Annotated in this window: 18 protein-coding genes; 9 read left to right on the top strand and 9 right to left on the bottom strand. The window is 67.0% G+C overall.

Annotation, left to right across the window (positions count from 1 at the left end):
- Positions 1–17: 17 nt before the first annotated feature.
- The gene (locus tag ACFVUS_RS28615; RefSeq protein WP_387773048.1) at positions 18–611 is read right to left on the bottom strand and encodes a carbonic anhydrase; all 594 of its coding nucleotides are present in this window, start codon (positions 609–611) and stop codon (positions 18–20) included.
- A gap of 133 nt (positions 612–744) precedes the next feature.
- Between ACFVUS_RS28615 and cynR the strand changes: the two genes are divergently transcribed.
- Positions 745–1,647 carry a transcriptional regulator CynR gene (gene cynR, locus ACFVUS_RS28620; protein ID WP_387774735.1) on the top strand — a complete coding sequence of 301 codons (903 nt, stop codon included), beginning with the start codon at positions 745–747 and terminating at the stop codon, positions 1,645–1,647.
- An 82-nt stretch (positions 1,648–1,729) separates the two neighbouring features.
- On the opposite strand, the gene glsA is transcribed toward cynR, so the two are convergent.
- The 3 genes from glsA to ACFVUS_RS28635 are packed head-to-tail and all read right to left on the bottom strand — an operon-like array spanning position 1,730 to position 5,099.
- Positions 1,730–2,938: a glutaminase A gene (glsA, locus tag ACFVUS_RS28625; protein WP_387773051.1), complete on the bottom strand. Its 1,209-nt coding sequence runs from the start codon at positions 2,936–2,938 to the stop codon at positions 1,730–1,732.
- Positions 2,938–4,446, bottom strand: a complete 1,509-nt coding sequence (locus ACFVUS_RS28630) for an alanine/glycine:cation symporter family protein (protein WP_387773054.1) — start codon at positions 4,444–4,446, stop codon at positions 2,938–2,940. Before ACFVUS_RS28630 ends, glsA begins: the two co-directional genes overlap by 1 nt.
- Before the next feature lie 53 nt (positions 4,447–4,499).
- Complete coding sequence (locus tag ACFVUS_RS28635) at positions 4,500–5,099, bottom strand: TetR/AcrR family transcriptional regulator (RefSeq protein ID WP_387773057.1); 600 nt, start codon at positions 5,097–5,099, stop codon at positions 4,500–4,502.
- Between the two features lie 83 nt (positions 5,100–5,182).
- On the opposite strand from ACFVUS_RS28635, the gene ACFVUS_RS28640 reads away from it, so the two are divergent.
- Both ACFVUS_RS28640 and ACFVUS_RS28645 read left to right on the top strand, forming a co-directional pair.
- Entirely contained in the window at positions 5,183–6,283 is a 1,101-nt protein-coding gene (locus ACFVUS_RS28640) for a Gfo/Idh/MocA family protein (protein WP_387773060.1), read from the top strand.
- Between the two features lie 267 nt (positions 6,284–6,550).
- Positions 6,551–7,648, top strand: a complete 1,098-nt coding sequence (locus tag ACFVUS_RS28645) for a DUF1254 domain-containing protein (protein WP_387774738.1) — start codon at positions 6,551–6,553, stop codon at positions 7,646–7,648.
- Positions 7,649–7,710: 62 nt separating this feature from the next.
- On the opposite strand, the gene ACFVUS_RS28650 is transcribed toward ACFVUS_RS28645, so the two are convergent.
- A complete protein-coding gene (locus ACFVUS_RS28650; protein WP_387773063.1) occupies positions 7,711–8,712 on the bottom strand; it encodes an amidohydrolase family protein in 1,002 nt (333 codons plus the stop codon).
- Between the two features lie 144 nt (positions 8,713–8,856).
- Entirely contained in the window at positions 8,857–9,516 is a 660-nt protein-coding gene (locus ACFVUS_RS28655) for a TetR/AcrR family transcriptional regulator (protein ID WP_387773066.1), read from the bottom strand.
- Positions 9,517–9,647: 131 nt separating this feature from the next.
- Here ACFVUS_RS28655 and ACFVUS_RS28660 point away from each other — a divergent pair, with 131 nt between their 5' ends.
- The 4 genes from ACFVUS_RS28660 to ACFVUS_RS28675 all read left to right on the top strand — a co-directional run bounded on the left by ACFVUS_RS28660 (position 9,648) and on the right by ACFVUS_RS28675 (position 15,223).
- Complete coding sequence (locus ACFVUS_RS28660) at positions 9,648–10,778, top strand: VOC family protein (RefSeq protein WP_387773069.1); 1,131 nt, start codon at positions 9,648–9,650, stop codon at positions 10,776–10,778.
- Positions 10,775–11,713 (top strand): fumarylacetoacetate hydrolase family protein, encoded by a 939-nt coding sequence (locus ACFVUS_RS28665; protein ID WP_387773072.1) that lies wholly within the window; start codon positions 10,775–10,777, stop codon positions 11,711–11,713. The genes ACFVUS_RS28660 and ACFVUS_RS28665 overlap by 4 nt, the downstream gene beginning before the upstream one ends.
- Positions 11,710–13,626, top strand: coding sequence for an acyl-CoA synthetase (locus ACFVUS_RS28670; protein WP_387773075.1), 1,917 nt, complete (start codon positions 11,710–11,712; stop codon positions 13,624–13,626). The genes ACFVUS_RS28665 and ACFVUS_RS28670 overlap by 4 nt, the downstream gene beginning before the upstream one ends.
- 82 nt (positions 13,627–13,708) lie before the next feature.
- Complete coding sequence (locus tag ACFVUS_RS28675; protein WP_387773078.1) at positions 13,709–15,223, top strand: bifunctional 3-(3-hydroxy-phenyl)propionate/3-hydroxycinnamic acid hydroxylase; 1,515 nt, start codon at positions 13,709–13,711, stop codon at positions 15,221–15,223.
- A gap of 28 nt (positions 15,224–15,251) precedes the next feature.
- On the opposite strand, the gene ACFVUS_RS28680 is transcribed toward ACFVUS_RS28675, so the two are convergent.
- The 3 genes from ACFVUS_RS28680 to ACFVUS_RS28690 all read right to left on the bottom strand — a co-directional run bounded on the left by ACFVUS_RS28680 (position 15,252) and on the right by ACFVUS_RS28690 (position 18,581).
- Entirely contained in the window at positions 15,252–15,656 is a 405-nt protein-coding gene (locus tag ACFVUS_RS28680; RefSeq protein ID WP_387773081.1) for an ATP-binding protein, read from the bottom strand.
- Between the two features lie 35 nt (positions 15,657–15,691).
- Positions 15,692–16,006, bottom strand: a complete 315-nt coding sequence (locus ACFVUS_RS28685; protein ID WP_387773084.1) for an STAS domain-containing protein — start codon at positions 16,004–16,006, stop codon at positions 15,692–15,694.
- 238 nt (positions 16,007–16,244) lie between these two features.
- Complete coding sequence (locus tag ACFVUS_RS28690) at positions 16,245–18,581, bottom strand: ATP-binding protein (protein WP_387773087.1); 2,337 nt, start codon at positions 18,579–18,581, stop codon at positions 16,245–16,247.
- Positions 18,582–18,697: 116 nt separating this feature from the next.
- Between ACFVUS_RS28690 and ACFVUS_RS28695 the strand changes: the two genes are divergently transcribed.
- Both ACFVUS_RS28695 and ACFVUS_RS28700 read left to right on the top strand, forming a co-directional pair.
- Positions 18,698–20,638, top strand: a complete 1,941-nt coding sequence (locus tag ACFVUS_RS28695; protein ID WP_387773090.1) for a PP2C family protein-serine/threonine phosphatase — start codon at positions 18,698–18,700, stop codon at positions 20,636–20,638.
- Entirely contained in the window at positions 20,617–21,033 is a 417-nt protein-coding gene (locus ACFVUS_RS28700; protein ID WP_387773093.1) for a response regulator, read from the top strand. The genes ACFVUS_RS28695 and ACFVUS_RS28700 overlap by 22 nt, the downstream gene beginning before the upstream one ends.
- The last annotated feature ends 428 nt before the right edge of the window (positions 21,034–21,461 follow it).

Consider the following 21,461-nt stretch of genomic DNA (forward strand, 5'->3'; position numbering starts at 1 on the left):
GCACCGGCAGTGAGGGTTCAGGCCGCAGTTGTCGAGCCTGAATCAGTGGTGGATACGATCTCGATGTCGCCGCTGCCGATGTCGTAGACCCAGCCGCGCAGGGCGAGTCCGTGTTCGGACAGGGCGCGCGCGACAGAGGGGTGGGTTGCCAGATTCGCCAGCTGCGCACGCACGTTCTCGCGCACCAGGTTCGGCACGTCGCCGGAGGTGGCGGTACGGGCGACCGACGCGTCGGCGTGCCGCAGCCAGGCCGCGACCGCGGGTGCGCCACTCAGATCGTCGCCGTGCGCCAGCGCGGTCATCGCCCCGCAAGCGGAATGGCCACACACGATGATCTCCGATACCCCGAGCGCGGAGACCGCGTATTCGATGCTCGCGGTCACCGCGTCGGCGGCGGAATGATAGGCGGGCACCAGATTTCCGGCGCTGCGGATCACGAACAGCTCACCCGGCTGCGCGCTGGTGATCAATTCCGGGACGACGCGGGCATCGGAGCAGGTGATGAACAGGGTGTGCGGGGCGTGGTGGGTGGCCAGGTGGGCGAACAGGTCAGCCTTGGCCGGGAAGATATCGCGCTGGAAACGGGCGACGCCCTCGGCGAGATCCTGCATGGGTCACTCCCTTCGGTGCTCGCCGACCCGTGCGGGCCGGCACGACCTACTCTCCCCGACCTGCGGCTATAGAGTCCAAGACTTGATATCAATGGAATGCATTGCTGGTATCTATGATGGTGGGATGGCGACCGTGGAATTGCGACACCTGCGCTATCTGCTCGCGGTCGCCGAACACCGCAACTTCACCCGCGCCGCGGACGAATTGCACATCTCCCAGCCGACCCTGTCGCAGCAGATCAAACAGCTCGAACGCGCGGTGGGCGCCCAGCTGCTGGACCGCACCGGGCGCACGGTGCGGCTCACCGACACCGGCACCGTGTACGCCGCGCACGCGCGTCGCGCGCTGAGCGAGCTGGGTGCCGCGCAGCGTGCGGTGCGTGATGTCGGGGACCTGTCCCAGGGCCATGTGCGCCTGGGGGTCACGCCCACGTTCACCGCATACCTCGTCGGCTCGCTCGCCGCCGAACTGCACACCCGCCACCCGAACATCACCTTGCGCGTGACCGAGGATTCGCAGGACCGCATCGAGGCAGCCCTGCTCGCTGATGATCTCGACCTGGGTATCGCCTTCGCCGGACCCCATCTGCCCGGCATTTCTCCCACCGCGCTGTTCACCGAAACCCTCAGTCTCGTAGTGGGTTCCCGCACCGAACTCCCCGCGGCCGAATCCCTTCCGGTGCAGGCCCTCGGCTCCGAGCAGCTGGCGCTGCTCAGCGGTGACTTCGCCACCCGCGGGCACATCGACGACTACCTCGCCGCGCACGCTATCGCCCCACGAATCAGTGTCGAGGCCAACACTATTCAGGCGCTCACCGAAATCGTGCAACGCACCGCACTGGCTACGGTCCTACCCGACGCGATCACCCACGACCACCCGCACCTGACCCCCATCGCCCTGGATCCGCCCCTACCCACCCGCACCGTCGCGCTGCTGCACCGCGACGGCGCCTACCTCAGCGCCGCCACCCGCGCCTTCACCCGACTCACCCACGAGCTGGTCCACGCTCGTGGCTTCACCCCACCCTCGCGATGACCCTCAATCGGCAAACGGAATCGAGTACGCCGAACTGATTGCCGCGCAATATATTTGGACCGCCCCGCTAGGTTCCGTGGCGCTACGCGCCGAAGGGGTCCGATCGTTGGCTGGATGCCAGTGCATTCACCGCGATTCCGCGATCGCGCAGATCGGCGATCGTCGCGGCGACCAGTTCGGCGCCGACCGGGCGAATCGCGGTCACGTTCTCGGTGTCGAGCACGATCTCGTGCAGCGGGTAGGTGGCGGCCATTTCCTGTAGGTGCCGGGTAATGCGTTCCGCGGTAACGAAATCCACCTCGCCCTTGAGGCGGACCGACAATATGCCGGTGTCGATATCGCTGGCCGCGATCGGGGATCGCTGGTCGGCGGCGCCGGCGAAGACGTGCAGTCCGAGCCGCTCGGACATCTCGGTCAGTGCGGCCAGTCCGCGCACGCTGTTGCCCTGTTGGTCCAGGCGCGGGCTGAAGACTCCGATGCCGAACTCGCCGGGTGACACCGCGGCGATTCCGCCACCGACTCCGCTCTTGGCGGGCAGGCCCACCCGCACCATCCATTCGCCGCTGCGGTCGTACATGCCGCAGGTTGTCATGAGCGACAACGTGATTCGGGCAATATCGGCGGAGACGATGCGCCGTTTGGTGACCGGGTTGACGCCGCCGTTGGCCAGCGTCGCCGCCATCACGGCGAGGTCGGTGACGGTGACCTGTAGTGCGCACTGGCGGAAATAGATGTCCGTCGACTCCTGCGCCGATCGGCCCAGCGTGCCCTGGGACAACGTGAGATAGGCCAGCGCGCGATTACGATCGCCGGTGGCGGATTCGGAGGCGAAGACATCCTCGTCGACAGCGAGGGTGCGCCCCGCGAAACCGGATAGGGTGGTGTGAATGCGTTCGAAGCTCTCGGCGGGATCGCCCGGGACCAGCGAGGTCGTCACGATGGCTCCGGCATTGATCAGCGGGTTCGCCGGGCGACCGGTGCCTTCTTCGAGGCTGATCGCATTGAACGGTTCGCCGCTGGGTTCGAAACCGACATGGGCGGCAACGTTTTCCAGGCCTCGCTCGGCGACCGCGAGTGCGAACACGAACGGCTTGGACACCGACTGGATGGTGAACTCGTCCTCATAGGCGCCGGCCTGATAGGTGTCGCCGTGGATGCTGGTGGTGGCGACGGCGAACGCCTCCGGATCGGCGCGGGCGAGTTCGGGGATGTAGTCCGCGACCGCACCTCCGGTGTTGCCGGAGTGCCGATCGATCACGCGATTGAGTGCGGCGGTTACCGGATCGTCCATCAGCGCTCCCCGTCGGTGTGCGCGGCAGACCCTGCCGCCGTGGTGGTCCAGACCGTGGAAAGGTCGTGGGGGAGTGTCTGTTCGGTGAAGACCGGCCGTTTCCCGGCACGGTACTGGCGGTCCCAATCGTCGATCGCGGTGCGGGCGCGGGAGAACAGCAGCAGGATCGCCGCCAGGTTGATGATCGCCATCGCGGCCACCACGATATCGCCGATCGCCCACACCACGTCCAGGGCCAGCACCGCACCGATGAGGATCGCCGCCAGGATCAATGCGCGTAGCGCCAGCACCCCGCGGCCGGTCCAGCCGAACACGTTGGTGACGTTTCCCTCGCACATCGTGTAGTTCGCGATGATCGAGTTGAACCCGAACATGAACAGCGCCGCCACGATGAAAACCGTTCCGGCCGCGCCGAATTGGTTACCCGCCGCGACGCTGACCAACTGCGCCCCGTTGAGCCCGCCCTCGACGCCGGGTTGGTATGCCGCACCAGCCGCGAGCAGAACCACCAGCGCCGACAGGGTGCAGATGACATAGGTGGAGATGAACACACCGAAGGCCTGAGCCATACCCTGATCGGCGGGATGCGGCGAGGTCGCGGTGGCGGCGGCGTTGGGCGACATACCCATTCCCGCCTCATTGGAGAACAGCCCGCGCCGCACACCGGTGGTCACCGCGATGAGCATCCCGCCCGCCAATCCGGCGGCCGCCGGACCGACTCCGAACGCCGACTGCACGATGAGCTTCAGTACGTGCGGAATCCCGGAGATGTTGAGGAACAGCACCGTCAGGCCGAATACGATGTACGCCCCCGCCACCCAGGGCGCGATCGCGCCCAGGAACCGGCTGGTCCCCGCCGCGCCGCGGAAGATCACCCACGCGGTCAACGCCGCCATCGGCACCGCCACCGTGCGCGGATCGACCGACGCGACACCGCTGATGGCATCGGCGATCGTATTGGCCTGCACCATGACGAACGCGAACCCCACCGCGATCACGAACAATGCCGCGAACAGCTGCCCCAGCCGGACCGCGCCGAGCCCGCGTTCCAGATAGAACGCCGGTCCGCCGCGAAAGGACCCGTCCGGCATGGGCTGCTTGTAGATCTGCCCGAGCGTGTTCTCCACGACCGCGCACCCCATGCTCAAAACCGCCACCACCCACATCCAGAAGATCGCCCCCGGCCCGCCGACCACCAGCGCGACCGCCATCCCCGCGACATTCCCGGTCCCCGTGCGCGCGGCCAAACCCACACAGAAGGCCGCGAACCCGGAGATCCCCGTATGCGCCTGCGCCTGCTCCTGCTTGGTGAACACCCCCATCGACAGGGACAGTTGCGCGCCCGCGATGAACCGGCGCACTTGAACCGCCCTGGTTCGGATCGTGAAAACCACTCCGGTCGCGATCAGCAATGGCGCGACCACCCACAGATAGGCGATATCGGCCAATCCGATCAACCAGTCATGACGAAACCATTCGAAATCCGCCGCAACCATCCGGTTGTCCATCGACCCAGACTAGCCAGCTGTGGCAAATAATGAGCTATTTAACGAACATGTGCTCAGCGGTCGTGATTGCTCAGTCCCGCAAGGACTATGCGAAGGTTGCGGCTCCATTGGTCTGCGTCGGGCGTAAGGCCGATGGTGCCCGCGTCGGTCGAGATCCCAGCCAGCAGGAACGCCACGTCCTGCCAAACGATGTCTCGTCGCATCTGCCCGGCGGACTGTGCGCCTTCGACCAGAAGCCTTATCCGCGTGCGTATTTCGGCGAGCAGCTGATCCAGGCCCGGCATACCGGCGCCGCCCAGCGCGTCGTTGACGCCGCAGCTCTCCGCGCGCAGTCGCACATAGACCGAGGCGAATTCGGTGAATCCGTGCCAGGGGTCGGGGTCGGCGAGCGCGTTATCGGCGGTGCCGATGATCTCGTTCAGCACCTCCTCCAGCACCACCTGAAGCAGCGCTTCCCGTGAGGGGATTCGCCGATAAAAGGTGCCCTTGCCGACCCCGGCGCGCTGGGCGATCTCCTGCGCGGTCACCTCGACTCCGATCTCGGCCAAAGCTGAGCGTGCCGCGGTGATCAGGCGCTCGACATTGCGGCGCGCATCGGCGCGGGGGATCTGACCGCTCTCACTGGACAGGAGTCGGTCGACGGCACTGGTCACGTCCGCCAGCTTAGCAAGTGGACTCGCCGGGTCCGCTTAGGTATAAACGGACCTTGAGAGTCCGCTTATGTGAGGAGTGTCCAATGGATCCCATTCGAGTAGGCATCGTCGGCGCGAGCCCGGACCGCGGCTGGGCCGCGCGTGCGCATGTTCCCGCATTGCGGGCGCTCGCGGACTTCCGGATCACCGCGGTCGGCACCAGCCGCGCCGACAGTGCGCAGCGGGCACGGCAATTGTTCGGCGCGGAGCACGCGTTCACCGATCCCCGTGAGCTGGCCGAGCATCCCGAGGTCGATCTGGTGGCGATCACGGTGAAGGTGCCCGCGCATGCGGAGCTGATCCGCGCCGCCGTGGCGGCCGGAAAAGACGTCTATTGCGAATGGCCGCTCGCACTGAACCTCTCCGAGGCTCACGCGTTGACCCGACTCGCCGAGGACGCGGGGGTGCGACATGTGGTCGGTCTGCAGACCCGATACGCGCCCGCCGTCGCGCGTGCCCGTCAGCTGCTCGCGGAAGGGTTTGTGGGAGAGCCTGTTTCGGTAACGGTATATGGCGCACGGCAATTGGGTGCAGGCACAGGCGTGCCAGGTTGGGCGGCCTATACCCTCGATCGCAGCACCGGCGCGGGTGTGGTCGAGGTCTTCGGCGGCCACGCGCTCGATCTGGTCCAGTACCTGATCGGCGATGTCGTCGATGTATCGGCCCGGCTCGCCACTCCTCATCGCCAGGCGATCATCGAGGACACCGGCGAGAGGATCGAGGTCACCAGCCCGAACCATCTTCTGCTCGACGCCATTACGGCGCGGGGAATCGTGGTCTCGGCCCACATCCACGACTCCAAGGTCTCCAGCGGTCGCACCAGGATCGAGATCTCGGGCACCGCAGGAGATCTCGCGATCGTCTCCGGTGCCAACAGCCGGAGCGGTATCTCGCTGAGCGAGCTGCACCTGCTGGGTTCTCGCGGCGACGGCGACTGGGAGCCAGTGTCCGGTGCGGATTCGCCGGCGGACCTATCGCTCGGCACCGACGCCGACAACGTGGCACGGCTGTATGCGGCACTGGCACAGGATGTTCGGACCGGCACCACAGCGGTCCCGACCTTTCACGACGGAGTCCGCGTGCACCGCCTGCTCGACACCATCGCCAGCTCGGCGGACACCGGGAGACGATTGTCGGTCCCCTGAGGCCGGACCTGAGTCGTCACCGCGCGGATGATCGACCGGTTCTCTCGGGCAGACGTTCTGGATCGCCTGAAATGCCCTGTGTGACAGCCGGTATCCGCGCTGACCGACTCCCCATCGTGCGGAGTCGGTCCGATGGGGCGGAGCGGCCGAGACACGCCCTCGAATGTCACGTGTCTCATGTCTGTACTGCCTACCATCGGTGCGATAGCTGAATATTTGCCATCCCGCCGTAATTGGCGGCCCAGGAAGGAACGCTAGGTGAAACCTCTGCGATGGTGTGCGGTGCTGATCGGCGCGGCTGTGGCGAGTGCGTCGATGACCGGGTGTGGCAACGACTCGAATGAGGCGAACCGAGCCGGCACCACCGGCGGCCCGAGCGCGAGCACGTCAGCGGCACCGGTGTATCCGTTGAATCAGCCGGTCCTGGTCACTCCGGACAACTTCGCCCGGGCCGAGAGCGATCGCGAATTCGCGATCAGCGTCGGCGAGGTGGGGATCGGCAATACCCACCACATTCGCGAACCCATGCCGATCGACAATCAGACCGTGGTGCGCGCCAACCGCGACACCCTCTACTCTTCGGCGGTCGTCGATCTCGATGCCGGCCCGGTCTCGATCACCCTGCCCGATGCCGGTAAGCGGTTCATGTCGATGCAGATCATCGACGAGGACGAATACGTTCCCGAGGTCGTCTACAAGCCCGGCACCTACACCTATGACCGCGACAAGATCGGCACGCGCTACATGATGGTGGGGATCCGCACCTTCGTCGACCCGGGCAACCCGGCGGACGTGGACGCCGTGCACAAGCTCCAGGACACCGTCACCGTCAAGCAGGCCTCCAAGGGGACCTTCGAGATTCCGCAGTGGGACAAGCCCAGCCAGGACAAAGTCCGCGACGCTCTGCTCACCCTTGCCTCGACCCTGCCCGATACCAAGAACTCCTTCGGTCCCAGGGGACAGGTCGACGAGGTCCGCCACTTAATAACCTCCGCGTCGGCGTGGGGTGGCAACCCGCAGAAGGACGCGCTCTACCTCAATGTCACCCCGCCCGACCAGAGCGGGCAAGTCAACTACAAACTGAACGTGAAAGACGTTCCGGTGGACGGTTTCTGGTCGGTGAGCCTCTACAACGCCCAGGGGTACTACGAGGCCAACCCGCTCAATGCGTACTCGATCAACAATGTCACCGCCAAGAAGAGCTCCGACGGTTCGGTCGACATCCAGTTCGGCGGCTGCGACGGCCAGATCCCCAACTGCCTGCCGACCATGCCCGGCTGGAACTACATGGTCCGGCTCTACCAGCCGCACCAGAACGTCCTCGACGGCACCTGGACCTTCCCGCAGGCTCAGCCCCTCCCATGAACAACGGCTAAGCAGAGCAAGAACTCAGCGACGGTTGGCAACCGGACCCGCTGGGACCGAGCTCATGAAAACCGTTCCGCGCGAAGATGTTCGGGATTCGCGAGTCGCGGGAAGAGCCGCGACGCGTTGGCGGTGGTGAGGTCGAGCCAGGACTCAGCGGTCGAGGGTCCGGGAAACGCGGTGAACGCTGCGGTATGCAGTTCGGCGATCGGTGCGGGTGTCCACGGGTAGTCGCTGCCGTAGAGCAACTGGCTGGGGTCCACCAGCCGCAGCAGTGCCTCCAGGTGGCGGGGGAACGCGGTTCCGGCGGTGTCGTAGTGCAGGGACCGTAGCTGAGCGACCACATCGGGGGAGGTGGGGTCGCCCAGCAGGAGTCGAAAACCGTTGATGCGGTCGGCGATCACGGGCAGGGCGGCCCCGCAGTGGGGGACGATGAATTGCACTCGGGGATAGCGTTCCACGATCCCGGCCAAGATCAGGTCGGTGACTGTCCGCGTGGTGTCGAAGAGGAATTCGAGCATCGGCCGCGGTCGCCCCAGCGCGGTGTGTTCCCAGCACACCGGCGAGGTCGGGTGCAGCAGCACGGTGGTGTTGCGACGGTCGAGCTCGGCGAATACCGGTTCGAGCCGGGAGTCGCCGAGGTAGACGCCGTGTGCATTGGTCATCAGGATCACTCCGTCGGCGCGCAGAACGTCGAGGGCGTGGGCGAGTTCGGTGAGGGACCCGTCGATATCGGGCAGCGGCAGTGAAGCGAACAATCCGAACCTGCCGGGGTGCTCCCGAACCGCTTGTGCGCCTTCCTTATTGACATCGCGGGCCAGCGCACGGGCTTGCCGATCATCGCCGAAGTGGACTCCCGGTGAGGAGAGCGACAGCATCGCCGTGGCGATTCCGCTGCGATCCATCAGCGCCAGATGCGCCTCGGCCGACCAGGTCGGCCAGGCCGGCATGCCGTCGGGCAGCTCGTGCCCCGCCGCCCGCGCGCGCCGGAGGTAGGACTCGGTGAGGTAGTGGGCATGGACATCGATGAATCCGATGCTGTGCGCGGCATTGTCGTTCGGCACTGGAACTCGATCCTGTCAGAAGGTTCTCGCACACTAAGCCACTTGAACAATCGGGTCAATGATGACGATTTCTTCATTTAGGTGGGCATGACACGTCGAGTATCGGCCGGATAACTACCGGCGCAGGGGTTTTCGGTTCGTGGGCTATGCGGTCGATGCAGTGCGCGGCAGGTCGAGGGCGGGCAGCGGGCGTCGGCAGATCTCGTGGGCTTCGTCGGCGGGGAGGCCGAACATGCGCAGCAGGTCCTCGGCCACCTGATCGGTGGCCTCGGCGTCGTCGCGGTCGGGGTGGTCGTGCAGTAGCCGCCCCAGGCACAGTGTCGCGCCCGCGACGATGGTCATCGACAGTTCCGGGTCGCGGATATCGAAGCGGCCGGCTGCCGCCGCGGCCTCGAGGTCGCGCCGCGCGCGGGGGGCGAGGCCGCGATCCGAAATCGTCAGGCGCAGGCCGTCATTGAGCAGGACTTTGCTGAGGGTGGGGTGTCGGCGGTGCAGGCGGCCGGTGAGGCGGAAGCTCTGCGCGAAGACCTGGGCCGGATCCTCGATGCCCTCGCAGAGCAGGTCGAGCAAGGCGCCGTGACGGTCGAGCGCCTCCTCCACCGCGGCGTGGAACAGCTCCTCGCGATTCTGGAAGTGGTTGTAGAACGATCCCATGCCGACGTCGGCGGCCTGGGTGATCTCCAGGATGGGCACGTTGAGGTTGCCCTCGGCCAGTAGCGATTGGGCCGCGCCGACCAGTGCGGCGCGCGTGCGGGCCTTGCGGCGTTCCAGACGATTGGGTCCGGACCCGTTGCTCGCGGTCATCGATGCACCTTCCTGCTGTTCCGGCTCATCATCGTAGCCGCTCGAATCAATAGTGACGGAATCGTCAGAAGGTATTGACTGACGCGACACTCGTAAGTGACGATATCGTCAGTAATCGGAAGGAGTGGTCGATGAGCGGCCATCACGATGTGCACGCCGGTCTGCACAGCGAGCAGGGAGCGCGGACGGGTGAGCATCCGGGCCGGGCCCGAAATCCCGTGGTCAAGGTGCTGGATCTGGCCTGGCTGGAGTTCGAGAAACCCGACCTGGACCGGGCAGAGACCTTCGGCCACGCCTTCGGATTCGCAACCGCTATGCGCACGGCCGAGGAGTTGCAGCTGCGCGGGACCGACCCGGGCGGGCCGTGTGTGCTCATCCGGCGTGGTCGCTCGCGCTTCGTCGGTCCCGCCTTTCGTGCGGCCGACTCCGCCGATCTACTGCGGCTGGCGGCCGCGGCCGGCGCGCGAGCCGTGCCGCTACCGCAATCGCTGGGCGGACTGACCGTCGACCTCGTGGATCCCAGCGCGCTGCGCGTGCGAGTGGTCGCCGACACCCACGAACTGGAACCGTTGCCGACGCAGCAGCCCCACCTCTTCAACTTCGGGCACGAGGTGGACCGGGTCAACGCGACACAGCGGCCGCCGCGCGCACCCGCACGCGTGCGCAGGCTCGGACACGTGGTGATCCAGTCGACGCGATACCGGGAAACCCTCGATTGGTATCTGCGGAATCTGGGTCTGATCGTCAGCGACTTCCTCTATTACCCGGGCCAGCGCGAGCGCGGCCCGGTCATGAGTTTCATTCGCTGCGACCGCGGTTCGGTACCGGCCGACCACCACACGCTCGCGCTGACACTCGGACCGTCGAACCGATACGTGCACTCCGCGTATCAGGTCGCCGACCTGGACGCGCTCGCCGCGGGTGGTGAGTATCTGCGCGAACAGGGTTATCGCCGATCGTGGGGGATCGGCCGCCATATCCAGGGCAGCCAGATCTTCGACTACTGGCGCGATCCCGACGGGTTCATGGTCGAACACTTCAGTGACGGAGACATGTTCGACTGCACCCTCGAACCGGGCTGGGCGCCGATGAGCGCTTCCGGTCTGGCGCAATGGGGTCCGCCCGTGACCAAGGACTTCCTCGGCATCGCACCCGGCGCCGAATCGCTGCGCGAAGTGCGCTCGATCGCCGCGGCGCTGCGCGAGGACAACGAATTCGATCTCCGCCGCCTGCGCGGCCTGTTGAAAGTGGCCAGTACATGAGCACATCCATTCTTCGCACCGCCGACGCCTGGTGGGTGCGCACACCCGCCGGTGCGGCGCGCATCGATACCCCCGCGACGACCACGCGGGAACTACTCGCCGACCGTGCGGCGATCGCAGCGGCCACCTCCGGCGCGGAAACCGTGGCAGTGGAGAGCCTTTCGCTGATCTCACCGGTGACCGCGCCGTGCCGGGTGGTGGCGCAGATGACGAATTTCGCCTCCCACGTGAAGGATTCGGGCATGGACCCCGAGACGGTGCCGTTGACGTTCTTCCGCAAGGCATCCGGATCGATCAGCGGACCCCATGACGATGTCATCCGGCCCGCGCATGTACGGCTGCTCGACTACGAGGTGGAGATCGGGCTGGTGTTCGGTCGCGATATGCCTGTCGGGTCCGAAGTGTCGGCGGAGAACCTCGCGGACTACGTCGCGGGGCTGGTGATCACCAACGACGTCTCGGCACGCGATGTGCAGCTGCCGAAAACCCAGTTCTACGAAGCGAAGTCGTATCCGAGCTTCACCCCGACCGGTCCGGCGCTGGTGCTGCTGGACGCCGAGGAGCTGAAGCGTTTCGGGGATCTGCGGTTGCGGCTGTGGGTCAATGGGCAAGTCCGCCAGGACATGACGGTCGCGGACATGATCTACCGCCCGGTCGAGACACTGCGCGCGCTGTCCCGCTTCCAGCGCATGGACGCGGGGGATCTGCTGCTCACCGGAACCCCGATCGGCACCGCGCTCAGTGCCCCGCCCAAGCCGGTGGAGATCATCGGCGCGCTGCTGCCGCCGAAGATCAAGTGGAAGATGTTCTTCCAGGGCCAGGCCAAGAATCCGAAGTATCTCAAAGACGGCGACGTGGTCGAGGCCGCGATCGGTACCGATGACGGTGCCCTGGACCTGGGCCGCCAGCGGACCGTCGTGAGGTACGCCCGATGACCGGCAACCCAATGCTCGCGACCTCCGCCGAGGATGCGCTCTGGCCCCGGTACGCCGGTCCCGACGATCTGGCCGCCATCGAAGCGGTGCCGCTCGAGGCACGCGGCCTGCCCGAATCGACCTACGCCCTGCTCGTGCGCGCGGCGACGCGGTGGCCCGAGCGCACCGCGATCACCGTGCTGCCGGATGCGACGCGATGGCGAGAGCCGTTGCGGCGCAACTACTCCGAGTTGCTCGCCGACGTGCACCGGTACGCGAACCTGCTGCACGCGCTGGGTGTGCGGCGCACCGACGCGGTCGCGCTGATCGCGCCCAACTGCGCGGAGCTCATCGCGGCCACCCTCGCCGCACAGCTGGCGGGTATCGCCGCACCGATCAATGGCGGCCTGTCGCACGAGCATGTCGCCGAACTGCTGCGCCGCTCGGGTGCGCGGGTCCTGATCGCCGCCGGTCCCGAACTCGCGCCCGATATCTGGAGCGCCGCAAGCGAACTCGCGGCGCGCGGGCTGGTGGACGCCCTGCTGGTATTGCGCCCGTCGGGAGCCTCGGAGCCGCCACCGACCCTGCCGGGCATTGACGGCCTCCGGATCGGCTATCTCGATATGCTTGCCGCAGAACAGAATTCGACCCGGTACTACGGAGAATCGCCGAAAGCATCGGATCTGGCGGCGCTGTTCCACACCGGCGGTACGACCGGTGTGCCGAAGCTCGCGGCGCACCGCCACTCCGGCGAGGTCGCCAACGCCTGGATGATCGCCGCCAACTCGATGCTCGACCAGGACGCGGTGGTCTTCGCCGCGCTGCCGCTGTTCCACGTCAACGCGCTCGTGGTCACCCTGCTCGCGCCACTGTTCCGGGGCCAGTCGGTGGTGTGGGCTGGTCCACTCGGATACAGGGACCTCACGCTCTACGCGGAGTTCTGGAATATCGTGGCGCACTACCGGATTGCCGCGATGAGCGCGGTGCCAACGGTGTACGCGGTATTGGCCCAATGCCCGATCGACGCCGACATCACCAGCTTGCGCTACGCGATGGTCGGCGCGTCCCCGCTGCCGCCCGCGGTCCGCGAGAATTTTCAACAGCACACCGGGGTCACGCTGGTGGAGGGTTACGGCCTCACCGAGGCGACGTGCGCCACCGCGCGCAGCTTCCCGGACGCACCCCGGCCCGGCGCGGTGGGCCAGCGCATGCCCTATCAGCGGGTCGCGGTCATCCGCTCGGCTGACGACGAGGCGTGGGACAGACTCCCCGCCGGGGAGACAGGTGTTCTGGCCATCAGCGGCCCCACGGTCTTCGCCGGATACGTGACCGGCCGCGACCACCGCGGCCACCGCCTCGAGGCACTCGAGACCGTCGTCGACGGCTGGCTGAGCACCGGCGACCTGGCCCATATCGACCAGGACGGGTTCATCCATTTGCACGGTCGCGCAAAGGATCTCATCATTCGTGGTGGTCACAACATCGATCCCGCGAGCATCGAGGACGTGCTGCTGAGCCATCCGCAGGTCAGTGCGGCCGGGGCGGTCGGTCGTCCGGATGTGCACGCTGGTGAGGTCCCGGTCGCATATGTCGCCTTGACTCCCGATGCCGACATCGCCGAGGGCGAGTTGGTGCAATGGGCCGCCCAACGGGTGCACGAGCGTGCCGCCGCGCCCAAAACGGTCACCGTGCTGGACATGCTGCCGGTCACCGATGTGGGCAAACCGTACAAGTTGGGGCTGCGCGCGGACGCGGTTCGCCGCGAACTCCTCGACGCGCTCGCCGGGACGACCGGGGTGTCCGACATCGCGACCACGGTGGAGGACGGTGCGGTCACCGCCACCGTCACGATCGACTCCGAGGCCGTCCGCGACGGCATCGCAGCGATCTTGGGGCGCTACGCGATCTCCTCGAACATCGAGGTGCGGCAATGATTCTCGACGTTGATTCGGCGGCGGTCGAGGTTCTCGCCTCGGGTACCGGCCAGTATGCGGCCCCGTCGACGGGTACGGTCCGATGACCGCGTCGACGGTTCCGGTGGTGATCGTCGGTGCGGGCCCGTCCGGGCTCACCGCGGCCACGCTGCTGGCCCGGTACGGCATCGAATCGCTGGTGCTCGAACGCTGGGAAGGCGTCTATCCGCAGCCGCGCGCGGTCCACCTCGACGGCGAGGTCCGCCGCATCGTCGAATGTCTCGGTATCGGAGCGGGATTCGACGCGATCTCGCGCCCCGCACTGGGATTGCGTCTGGTGGATCCGCGGCACCGAGTGCTGGCGCAGTTCGATCGTGATCCGGCAGGGGACCGCAACGGATTCCCGGAGGCGAATCTGTTCGATCAGCCGGAGCTGGAGGCACTGTTGCGTGCCAATCTGGCACTGCACCGCGGAGTTTCGCTCCGCGGGGGAGTGGAGGTCACCGGGATCGCCGCGGAGACAGACTGTGTCCGAGTGGATTTCGATGATCGCGCATCCGGTGCGGCGGCGTCGGTGCGTGCGCGCTACGTGCTCGGTTGCGACGGTGCGAACAGCCTCGTGCGCTCCTCGATCGGCGCGCATATGCGGGACTTGCGATTCGAGCAGCGCTGGCTCGTGGTCGATCTGGCGACCACGGCCGATCCGGGGCACTGGGGCGGCGTGCATCAGGTGTGCGATCCGCGTCGAGCCGCGACATACATGCGGATCGGCGCGACGCGCCACCGATGGGAATTCCGGTTGGGGCCGGGCGAATCCGCCGAGGACTACCGCGACCTGGAACGACTGTGGCCGCTGCTCGCACCGTGGCTGACCGCTGCCGACCGCGAGCGTGCGGAACTGGTTCGGGTGGCGGAGTACACCTTTCGCGCGCAACTGGCCGACCGCTGGCGTGCCGGACGGGTACTGCTACTCGGCGACGCCGCCCACCTGACCCCGCCGTTCATCGGGCAGGGCATGGGCGCGGGCATGCGCGATGCCGCCAATCTCAGCTGGAAACTGGCGGGCGTACTGCGGGGCGAGCTGCCCGAAACAGTGCTCGACACCTACGAGCGGGAGCGGAAACCGCACGCGCACCTGATGATCCGACTGGCCAAGCTCACCGGCCTGACGATGTCCGCGGGTGGCGAACTGGGCAATCGACTGCGCGGCGTCCTCGCTCCACGTGTCCACCGTGTGCCCGGTCTGACCCGAACGCTGCTCAGCGGCGAGTCCCCACCGCTGCATCGCTCCGCACTGGTCACCGCATCACGCCTACGCGGTGGTCTGGCCGGCCGCCTGGCTCCGAACGAACGACTGGCCGACGGCCGCCGCCTCGACGACCTCATCTCGGGCCGCTACGCCATCCTCACCATCGTCGACCCGGCACCGGCGGATTCGGTGACCGTCGAGCAGCGCGGCGCTGTAATGGTGCGCCTCACCCCGGGCACTGCCCTGCACCGCTGGCTGCGCGCATCTCGCACCGGTGCCGTGCTCATCCGACCCGACGGCACCGTGCAGACCTGCGGAAACACGGTGTCGGACCTGTGCTCCTCGCTCCCGACTCTCACACCCCGATAGAATCGAATATTGCTGCCGTGCAACGGATTCAAGCAGGTATCGGTGCGGCGAATTCCACCACGGTGCCATCGCCGCCGGTGCGGACCTTTACCTCGGGGACCAGTGCGCGCATCAGTTGGAGACCGAGGCCGCGGGCGGTCGTGGGCGGGGAGCGGTGCACGCGCCAGGTGCCACCGTCTATGACGGTGATGCGGAGCTCTCGGTCGTCGGCGAAAGCGTGAACCCGGAGCTTGCGGCCGTCACCGTGATGGCCGTGCTCGACGGAGTTGGTGCAGGCCTCGCTGACGGCGAGCAGCACATCGTAGGCGCGGCGCTCGTCGGTGATGATGTCGCGCAGCCAGTCTCGCAGGGCGTGCCGTACTCGTTGTAGTTCCTCGTTGACGGCACGGAATTCGATGTCGAACCTTCGCGTGTCGTGATCAGAGTCGTCCATCATGTCCTCGTGGTCGGTGAAAGTGCCTACCTGGGTCAGGCCTGTCCGGCGGCCATCGCGTCGTCCAGGGAGTCGTACAGCTCGAAAACCGTTGTCAGTCCGGTGGCTTCGAGTGGGCGTCGTACCGCATAGGAAGGTACGAGTCGGAGCGGGGCGCTGGCGGAGCCGGCCGCCGTGAGCAAGACGTTCAGTCCGGTGGAGTCTAAGAATTCGATTCGGGACAGATCGATCACCAGATCTCCGGTGTACTGCGCGCGGGCGTGCTCGATAGCCTCGTGCAGGCGCGGGGCGGTGGTGAGGTCCACTTCACCGGTGGCGACCACCACGACGGCGGAGCCGGTCGACACCACGTCAACATCGAACCCACGCTGTTGGTCCGTCAATCGCACAAAAACACACCTCTCTGCATCATCCGCCGGCCCGAACCCGCTGGGCCACGCGAATCATGCGGCCGCCCCACGATTGCTGGGGTGCCCGGGTCTCCGGCTGCTAAACCGTATGCCGGAGATAACGTCGCCGACTGTTTGCTTCAATCGCCGTGCCCCTCAGCATATCCGGATGGCCCGTACGGCTACGGTCCGTATCCGTCTAGGGGCGATCGAGGTGCGAAAACCCCTGGTCCGGCTCTGCGACGAGGGTGAACCACACCGTGGTGCCCACCCCCGGAGCGGAGTCCAGCCAGAGCCTGCCGCCATGCCGGTTGACGATGCGGTCCACGATAGCCAAGCCCGCACCGTGCCCGCCGCCGTGCGTGCCGCGCGGATGCAGTCGCCGGAACAGCCGCAGCGCGTCCTGCTGATCGGTACCGGGAATCCCGATGCCGTTGTCGGCGACGAAAAAGGCGTAGACACCCGAACTCTGAGTAACCGCACCCACCGCGATCTCGCGCGGCTCCTCCTCGCGCGCATACTTGGCGGCGTTGACGAGCAGGTTGATCAACACTTCCTGGAGGCGGTCCGGATCGGCCGTCAGCATGAGGCCCGGCTCGGGCAGGGTCAGCGTGACGCGTTGCTCGTCGAGCCTGGCCCCGGCGATTTCGAGGGCTCGCTCGGTCGCCTGGCGCAGATCGATTTCTTCCCGATGCAGCTCTGCTCGCCCGAGCTGCGCGAAATGCAGCAGCGAGTTGATCAGCTCATCCATACGTTTGGCGAGTCCGCGAATGGTGTCGAGCCGACGCACCGTGACCGAGTCCAGGGTATCGGCGACGTCCTCGGTGATGAATGTCGCCGAGTTCGCGATCCCGCGCAACGGTTCCTTGAGCTCGTGCGCCGCGACGTGGGCGAAGGTGTGCAGATCATCATTGACGCGGCTCAGCTCGGCGTTGAGCGCGGCCAGGCGCGCACTCTGGCGTGCCATCACCTCGGTGACCGCATGCCCGAATTCTTCGGCCACGGCCACATCCGCAGTGGTCCAGGGCACACTGTGTCCGCGCACGATCGCGCGATACACCGCGGAAGACCCACGCGGGGTGAGTCGTTCGCCGTGCGGGCCCAGGCGTACCGGAGCCGCCGGATCCGTGGCCCAGGTGCGGGCGGTGTGCCGTTCCCTGCGCAGCCAGACGATGAGGTCGTCGGAGCCGCTCACCCCGAGTGCGAGCACGCCGCAGACCGCCGGTGCCAGCGACTCCAGCTCCGGCGCGTCCCCACCGAGAAAGTCACTGCTCCACACCCTTCCGGCGTCCAGCGAAGGCAGATGCCGGCGCAGCACGGCCAGCTCCTCGACGGTGACCAGGTCTGGCGAACCGGTCACCAGCGTCGTTTCACCGTCTGTGTACAGCGCCACGGCGTCTGCGTCGACGAGCTCGCCCAGCAGCCGCCCGTTGCCGGTGACCGAGGCGTGGATATCGGCGTCGAGAGCGGTGACCAAGCGAGACAGCGCTTGCCGGGCACGCTGGCGGGCCAGGGCGGACTCCGCGTCCTGCAACGCCGCCAGTTGCAGCGACAGCATGACTCCGAAAAGCTCACAGGCCGCGCGGATTTCGGGCGAGAGTCGCCGCGGAACCAGTCCATGACAGGCGATGAGCCCCCACAGCCTGCCCTCGCGCAACAGTGACACCGACATCGAGGAGGCCACGTCGATATTGCGCAGATACTCGAGATGGAAGCCCGATACCGTGCGCAGGGTGGAATCCGAGAGATCCAAGGGCTGCCCGGTGTGCGCCAGCACCGGCGGTATCAGCGCGGCGGTCGCGTCGTCGACGTCGCCGATGACCCGAATCCAGTTGCGCTCATAGAGTGTTCGCGCCTGCGGAGGAATGTCGGTGGCCGGAAACCACAGCCCGAGCCACGGGTCGAGCTGATCGGACACCGATTCCGCGATCACCTCGCCGGGGCCGTCGCGTCCTTCGAAACGGTAGGCCACGACCCGGTCGTATCCGGTCAGTGCTCGGATCTCGGCGACCGCGGTCGCGCACACGTCGAGCACGCCCTGCCCGCTCTGCAGCCGGGTCAGCGTGGCGCGCAGACTCGGATAGAAGCGCGAGAAGGTGAACGGGCGTCCGGTGGACGCGGGTTCGAATTCCAGGACCCGATAGTGATCGGATCGGTAGACGGTGACGTCGAATTCGGTGCCCGCAACGCTGAGCACCGTCACGCCGCGGTCACCGGTGGGCGCGGCCAGCGTCGACTCCACCGCGGCCATGCCGTCCGTGCCGATTGTCGCCTCGATCGGCGAGCCAACCAGCTCGTCGTGCGAAACACCAAGCACCGCGCCGCAATTGGCGCTGGCGACGGTGACGACACCGGTGTCGTCCACCGCGAGCAGAGCGCCATAGGACTGGATGCCGCCGAGCTGGTGGATCGGCTCGTTCAGGCATATCGACAGATCGAAACTCGGCCCGACCGCCGCCTCGGCCAGCCGCACCCGTTCCTCGGGCAGCCACCCGGCGTCGTCGCCGAGAGCCCGGTCCACAGGTGGACGATCCACAGGCATACCTCCCGGCGCAGGCGGCCCGGGACGCAAGCCGCACGATCACGATCTCGTCGCGGACCCTACAGTAGGAGCCGGGTGTCCCCGACTCCCGGAAGGGAGCGCGAGGTCGTATGCAACAGCTGCCGTGGTCGGCTCGACTGCACCAGTGGTGGTCGGCGCTGTCCGAGTTCGCGGACCCGACCGCGGAAATGCTGACCGGCCTGCGGGATCGGCCGGAGGTGGCGTCGGCCTTCATCGTCGGCGGCCCGGACGCCATGGCTCAGCTGTGGGTCGATGGTGACGGAACACACAGGCTCGCTGCGGAATCGGCCGCGCGACTGCTCGACGCGGCCGCAGACAACGAACTCGTCGAACTGCCTCCGGACCGGTTGCGGGATCTCATGGTGGGGCACGACGGTGACCGATTCGCCACGGGCGCAGCCGATTACGCCGTGCTCGCCGCCTACCGCCGGGCCGATGGCGCTGACGCGGTGATCGGGGTGATCACCGCCGCACCCATCGGGTCCGGAGTCGTCAGCGCGGTGCGACAGGTGCGCGATATCGCCGCGGCGGCCGATAGTGGGCGGGCCGAACGCGGAAAGCAGGTCTCGCGTCAGGTGCAGGACGCGATCCTGGCCGAGGCGTCACTGCGGATGAGCTCATCGCTCGACATCGATGACACACTGCGTGCCATCGTGCGCATGGTGGTGCCCGCCATCGCCGATGGCGCGGCGGTGCACATCGAGCGCAACGGCCGCATGGTGCCGGTCGCGGTGGCGCACGTCGATGCCCGCCGAGAAGCTCGGCTGGCGGAGTATCTGCGTGAAGGTCGTTGGGCGGGAAGCGTTTCGACGCACGGGCGGGAGGCCGGTGTACCGGACTCGGCGCTGCCCCGGCCCGCCGATCTCCCCTCGGACGCCAACCTGGACACCATGGCCACGATGGTGCTGCGCGCGCACGGCCGCGAGGTGGGCCTGCTGAGCGTGTTCCATCGACAGGGCTCGGCTCGGACCGTGCCGGTGGAGTTCCTGCACAACCTCGCCGGGCGGGCGGCCCTGGCCGTCGACAATGCCGCGCTGCACGATCGGCAGCGCCGCGACATGCTGCTGCTGCAACAGCATCTGCTTCCCGCGACCCTGCCCGGCGTCGACGGAATCGACATCGCGTCGTCCTATCGGGTCGCGGAGGACACGTTGGAGGTCGGCGGTGACTTCTACGGCGCGGTCCTCGCGCCCGACGCCCGCCTGCACGCACTGATCGGTGACGTGTGCGGCCGTGGCGCGGCTGCGGCAGCCTTGACCGGACTGGCTCGGCACACGGTGGAGACCCTGCTCACCGAGGGGCACACCGTCCCGCAAGCACTGCACGCGCTCAACGCGAAGATGGTGCACGAGAAGATCTCCCGCTTCCTCACCATGGCGGTGGCGAGCCTGAGCGGCGATTCGAACGGCGGAAACGAGTGCCGCGCAGAGCTTTTCGCCGCGGGCCATCCCCGGCCGATGGTGCTCCGGCGGGACGGGACGGTCGAGGAGGCCGACTGCTCCGGCAAACTCGTCGGGTATCTGCCCGAGCTCTCCCTCAAACCCACCACGGTCCGGTTGCTGCCAGGAGACAGTGTCCTGCTCTACACCGATGGTCTGTCCGAGGCGCGCGACGACGCCCGGCGGTTCTTCGAACCCGAACTCGCCGCGACGCTGACCGGTCTGCGCGCACTGCCACCCGGCGAACTGGCCACGGCCCTGACCGACGGGGTCGGCCGATTCCGCGTGCACGACGATGCGGCCGTTCTGATCCTGCGTTACCTCGGGCGGGTCGCCTTCGACGCCCGCGTCGCGACGTCCGACGCGCTCGCCATCGCGGTCGAGTCGGTCGCCGCGCTGCGAACCGGCGCGGAGAATCCCTCGCTACCAAGGGAATTCGAGGATCGGTTGCGGGAATCGCTGGCCGCGGGGATAGACACGATACATCTGCGCGTCTGCGGCGACGCCGCGTGGACACGCCTGGACATCACACCGGCCGGACCGGAAGCGGCGAAGAACGGAGCCTCGGCATGGACCGAACTGATCAGCTGATCGAGCACCCCGTGCTGCTCGTGGAAGACAGTGACGAGGACCGCGAAGCCATCGAACGCGCCCTGCACGCCTCCCATCCCCACCTACGCCTGGAATTCGTCACCGACGGCGGATCCGCACTGACCCGCCTGCGGGACCAAACTCTGCCCCGCCCGAGACTGGTATTCCTCGACCTCAACATGCCCGGCATCAGCGGATTGAGTGTGCTGCAACAGATTCGGGCCGACGCCGACCTGACCGACCTCACCGTGGTGGTCTTCACCTCCTCAACCACCGCCGAAGACATCGACCGCTGCTATTCCGCCGGCGCCGACAGCTACATCTACAAACCGGTCGACTTCGCACTGTTCCGAACCGTGCTACAGGGCGCGATGGACTATTGGACCGCCTCCTGAAGGTGCCCCCGGATCACGGCGGGTGCACGTGGGCGTAAGAGGCCCAGAGTCGCAGGGCGGCGTGGCTGAGCTGTACGTGGTCGCCGATGGCACGCAGGCTCAACTCTGGATGTTCCCGCGAAGTAGCTGAAGATGTGCAGGCAATGCTTCTCGGCCTTGATCGTGGTGGTTCACGGAAATGAACTCCAGGCCCCGCAGTGTCACTGTGTCGTGGGTCATTCAGGCCGATTCCAGACGAGAGTCTGATTCCTGACCTGTGTAAACCTCGGTATGACAGCGGGTTTACATCGTGGTGTGACAGCGGTCGGGGTTCCGTTTCCAAAGGGGTTCCAGGTGTAGTTGCCGAGTCGACGCGGGGACGAGCAGAAAAGTTCGTCCGCTCACCGCCGACTCATCGACCCCCGCTCCGAACCCGTGCAACGCCGCCG

Source organism: Nocardia sp. NPDC058058 (assembly GCF_042885355.1).
Lineage (GTDB): Bacteria > Actinomycetota > Actinomycetes > Mycobacteriales > Mycobacteriaceae > Nocardia.

Coding starts and splice junctions, on each gene's coding strand:
- ACFVUS_RS28695 (WP_387773090.1), top strand. CDS start 18,698: ATGCAACAGCTGCCGTGGTCGGCTCGACTGCACCAGTGGTGGTCGGCG.
- ACFVUS_RS28675 (WP_387773078.1), top strand. CDS start 13,709: ATGACCGCGTCGACGGTTCCGGTGGTGATCGTCGGTGCGGGCCCGTCC.
- ACFVUS_RS28630 (WP_387773054.1), bottom strand. CDS start 4,446: ATGGACAACCGGATGGTTGCGGCGGATTTCGAATGGTTTCGTCATGAC.
- ACFVUS_RS28615 (WP_387773048.1), bottom strand. CDS start 611: ATGCAGGATCTCGCCGAGGGCGTCGCCCGTTTCCAGCGCGATATCTTC.
- ACFVUS_RS28655 (WP_387773066.1), bottom strand. CDS start 9,516: ATGACCGCGAGCAACGGGTCCGGACCCAATCGTCTGGAACGCCGCAAG.
- glsA (WP_387773051.1), bottom strand. CDS start 2,938: ATGGACGATCCGGTAACCGCCGCACTCAATCGCGTGATCGATCGGCAC.
- ACFVUS_RS28700 (WP_387773093.1), top strand. CDS start 20,617: ATGGACCGAACTGATCAGCTGATCGAGCACCCCGTGCTGCTCGTGGAA.
- ACFVUS_RS28640 (WP_387773060.1), top strand. CDS start 5,183: ATGGATCCCATTCGAGTAGGCATCGTCGGCGCGAGCCCGGACCGCGGC.
- ACFVUS_RS28665 (WP_387773072.1), top strand. CDS start 10,775: ATGAGCACATCCATTCTTCGCACCGCCGACGCCTGGTGGGTGCGCACA.
- ACFVUS_RS28670 (WP_387773075.1), top strand. CDS start 11,710: ATGACCGGCAACCCAATGCTCGCGACCTCCGCCGAGGATGCGCTCTGG.
- ACFVUS_RS28680 (WP_387773081.1), bottom strand. CDS start 15,656: ATGGACGACTCTGATCACGACACGCGAAGGTTCGACATCGAATTCCGT.
- ACFVUS_RS28660 (WP_387773069.1), top strand. CDS start 9,648: ATGAGCGGCCATCACGATGTGCACGCCGGTCTGCACAGCGAGCAGGGA.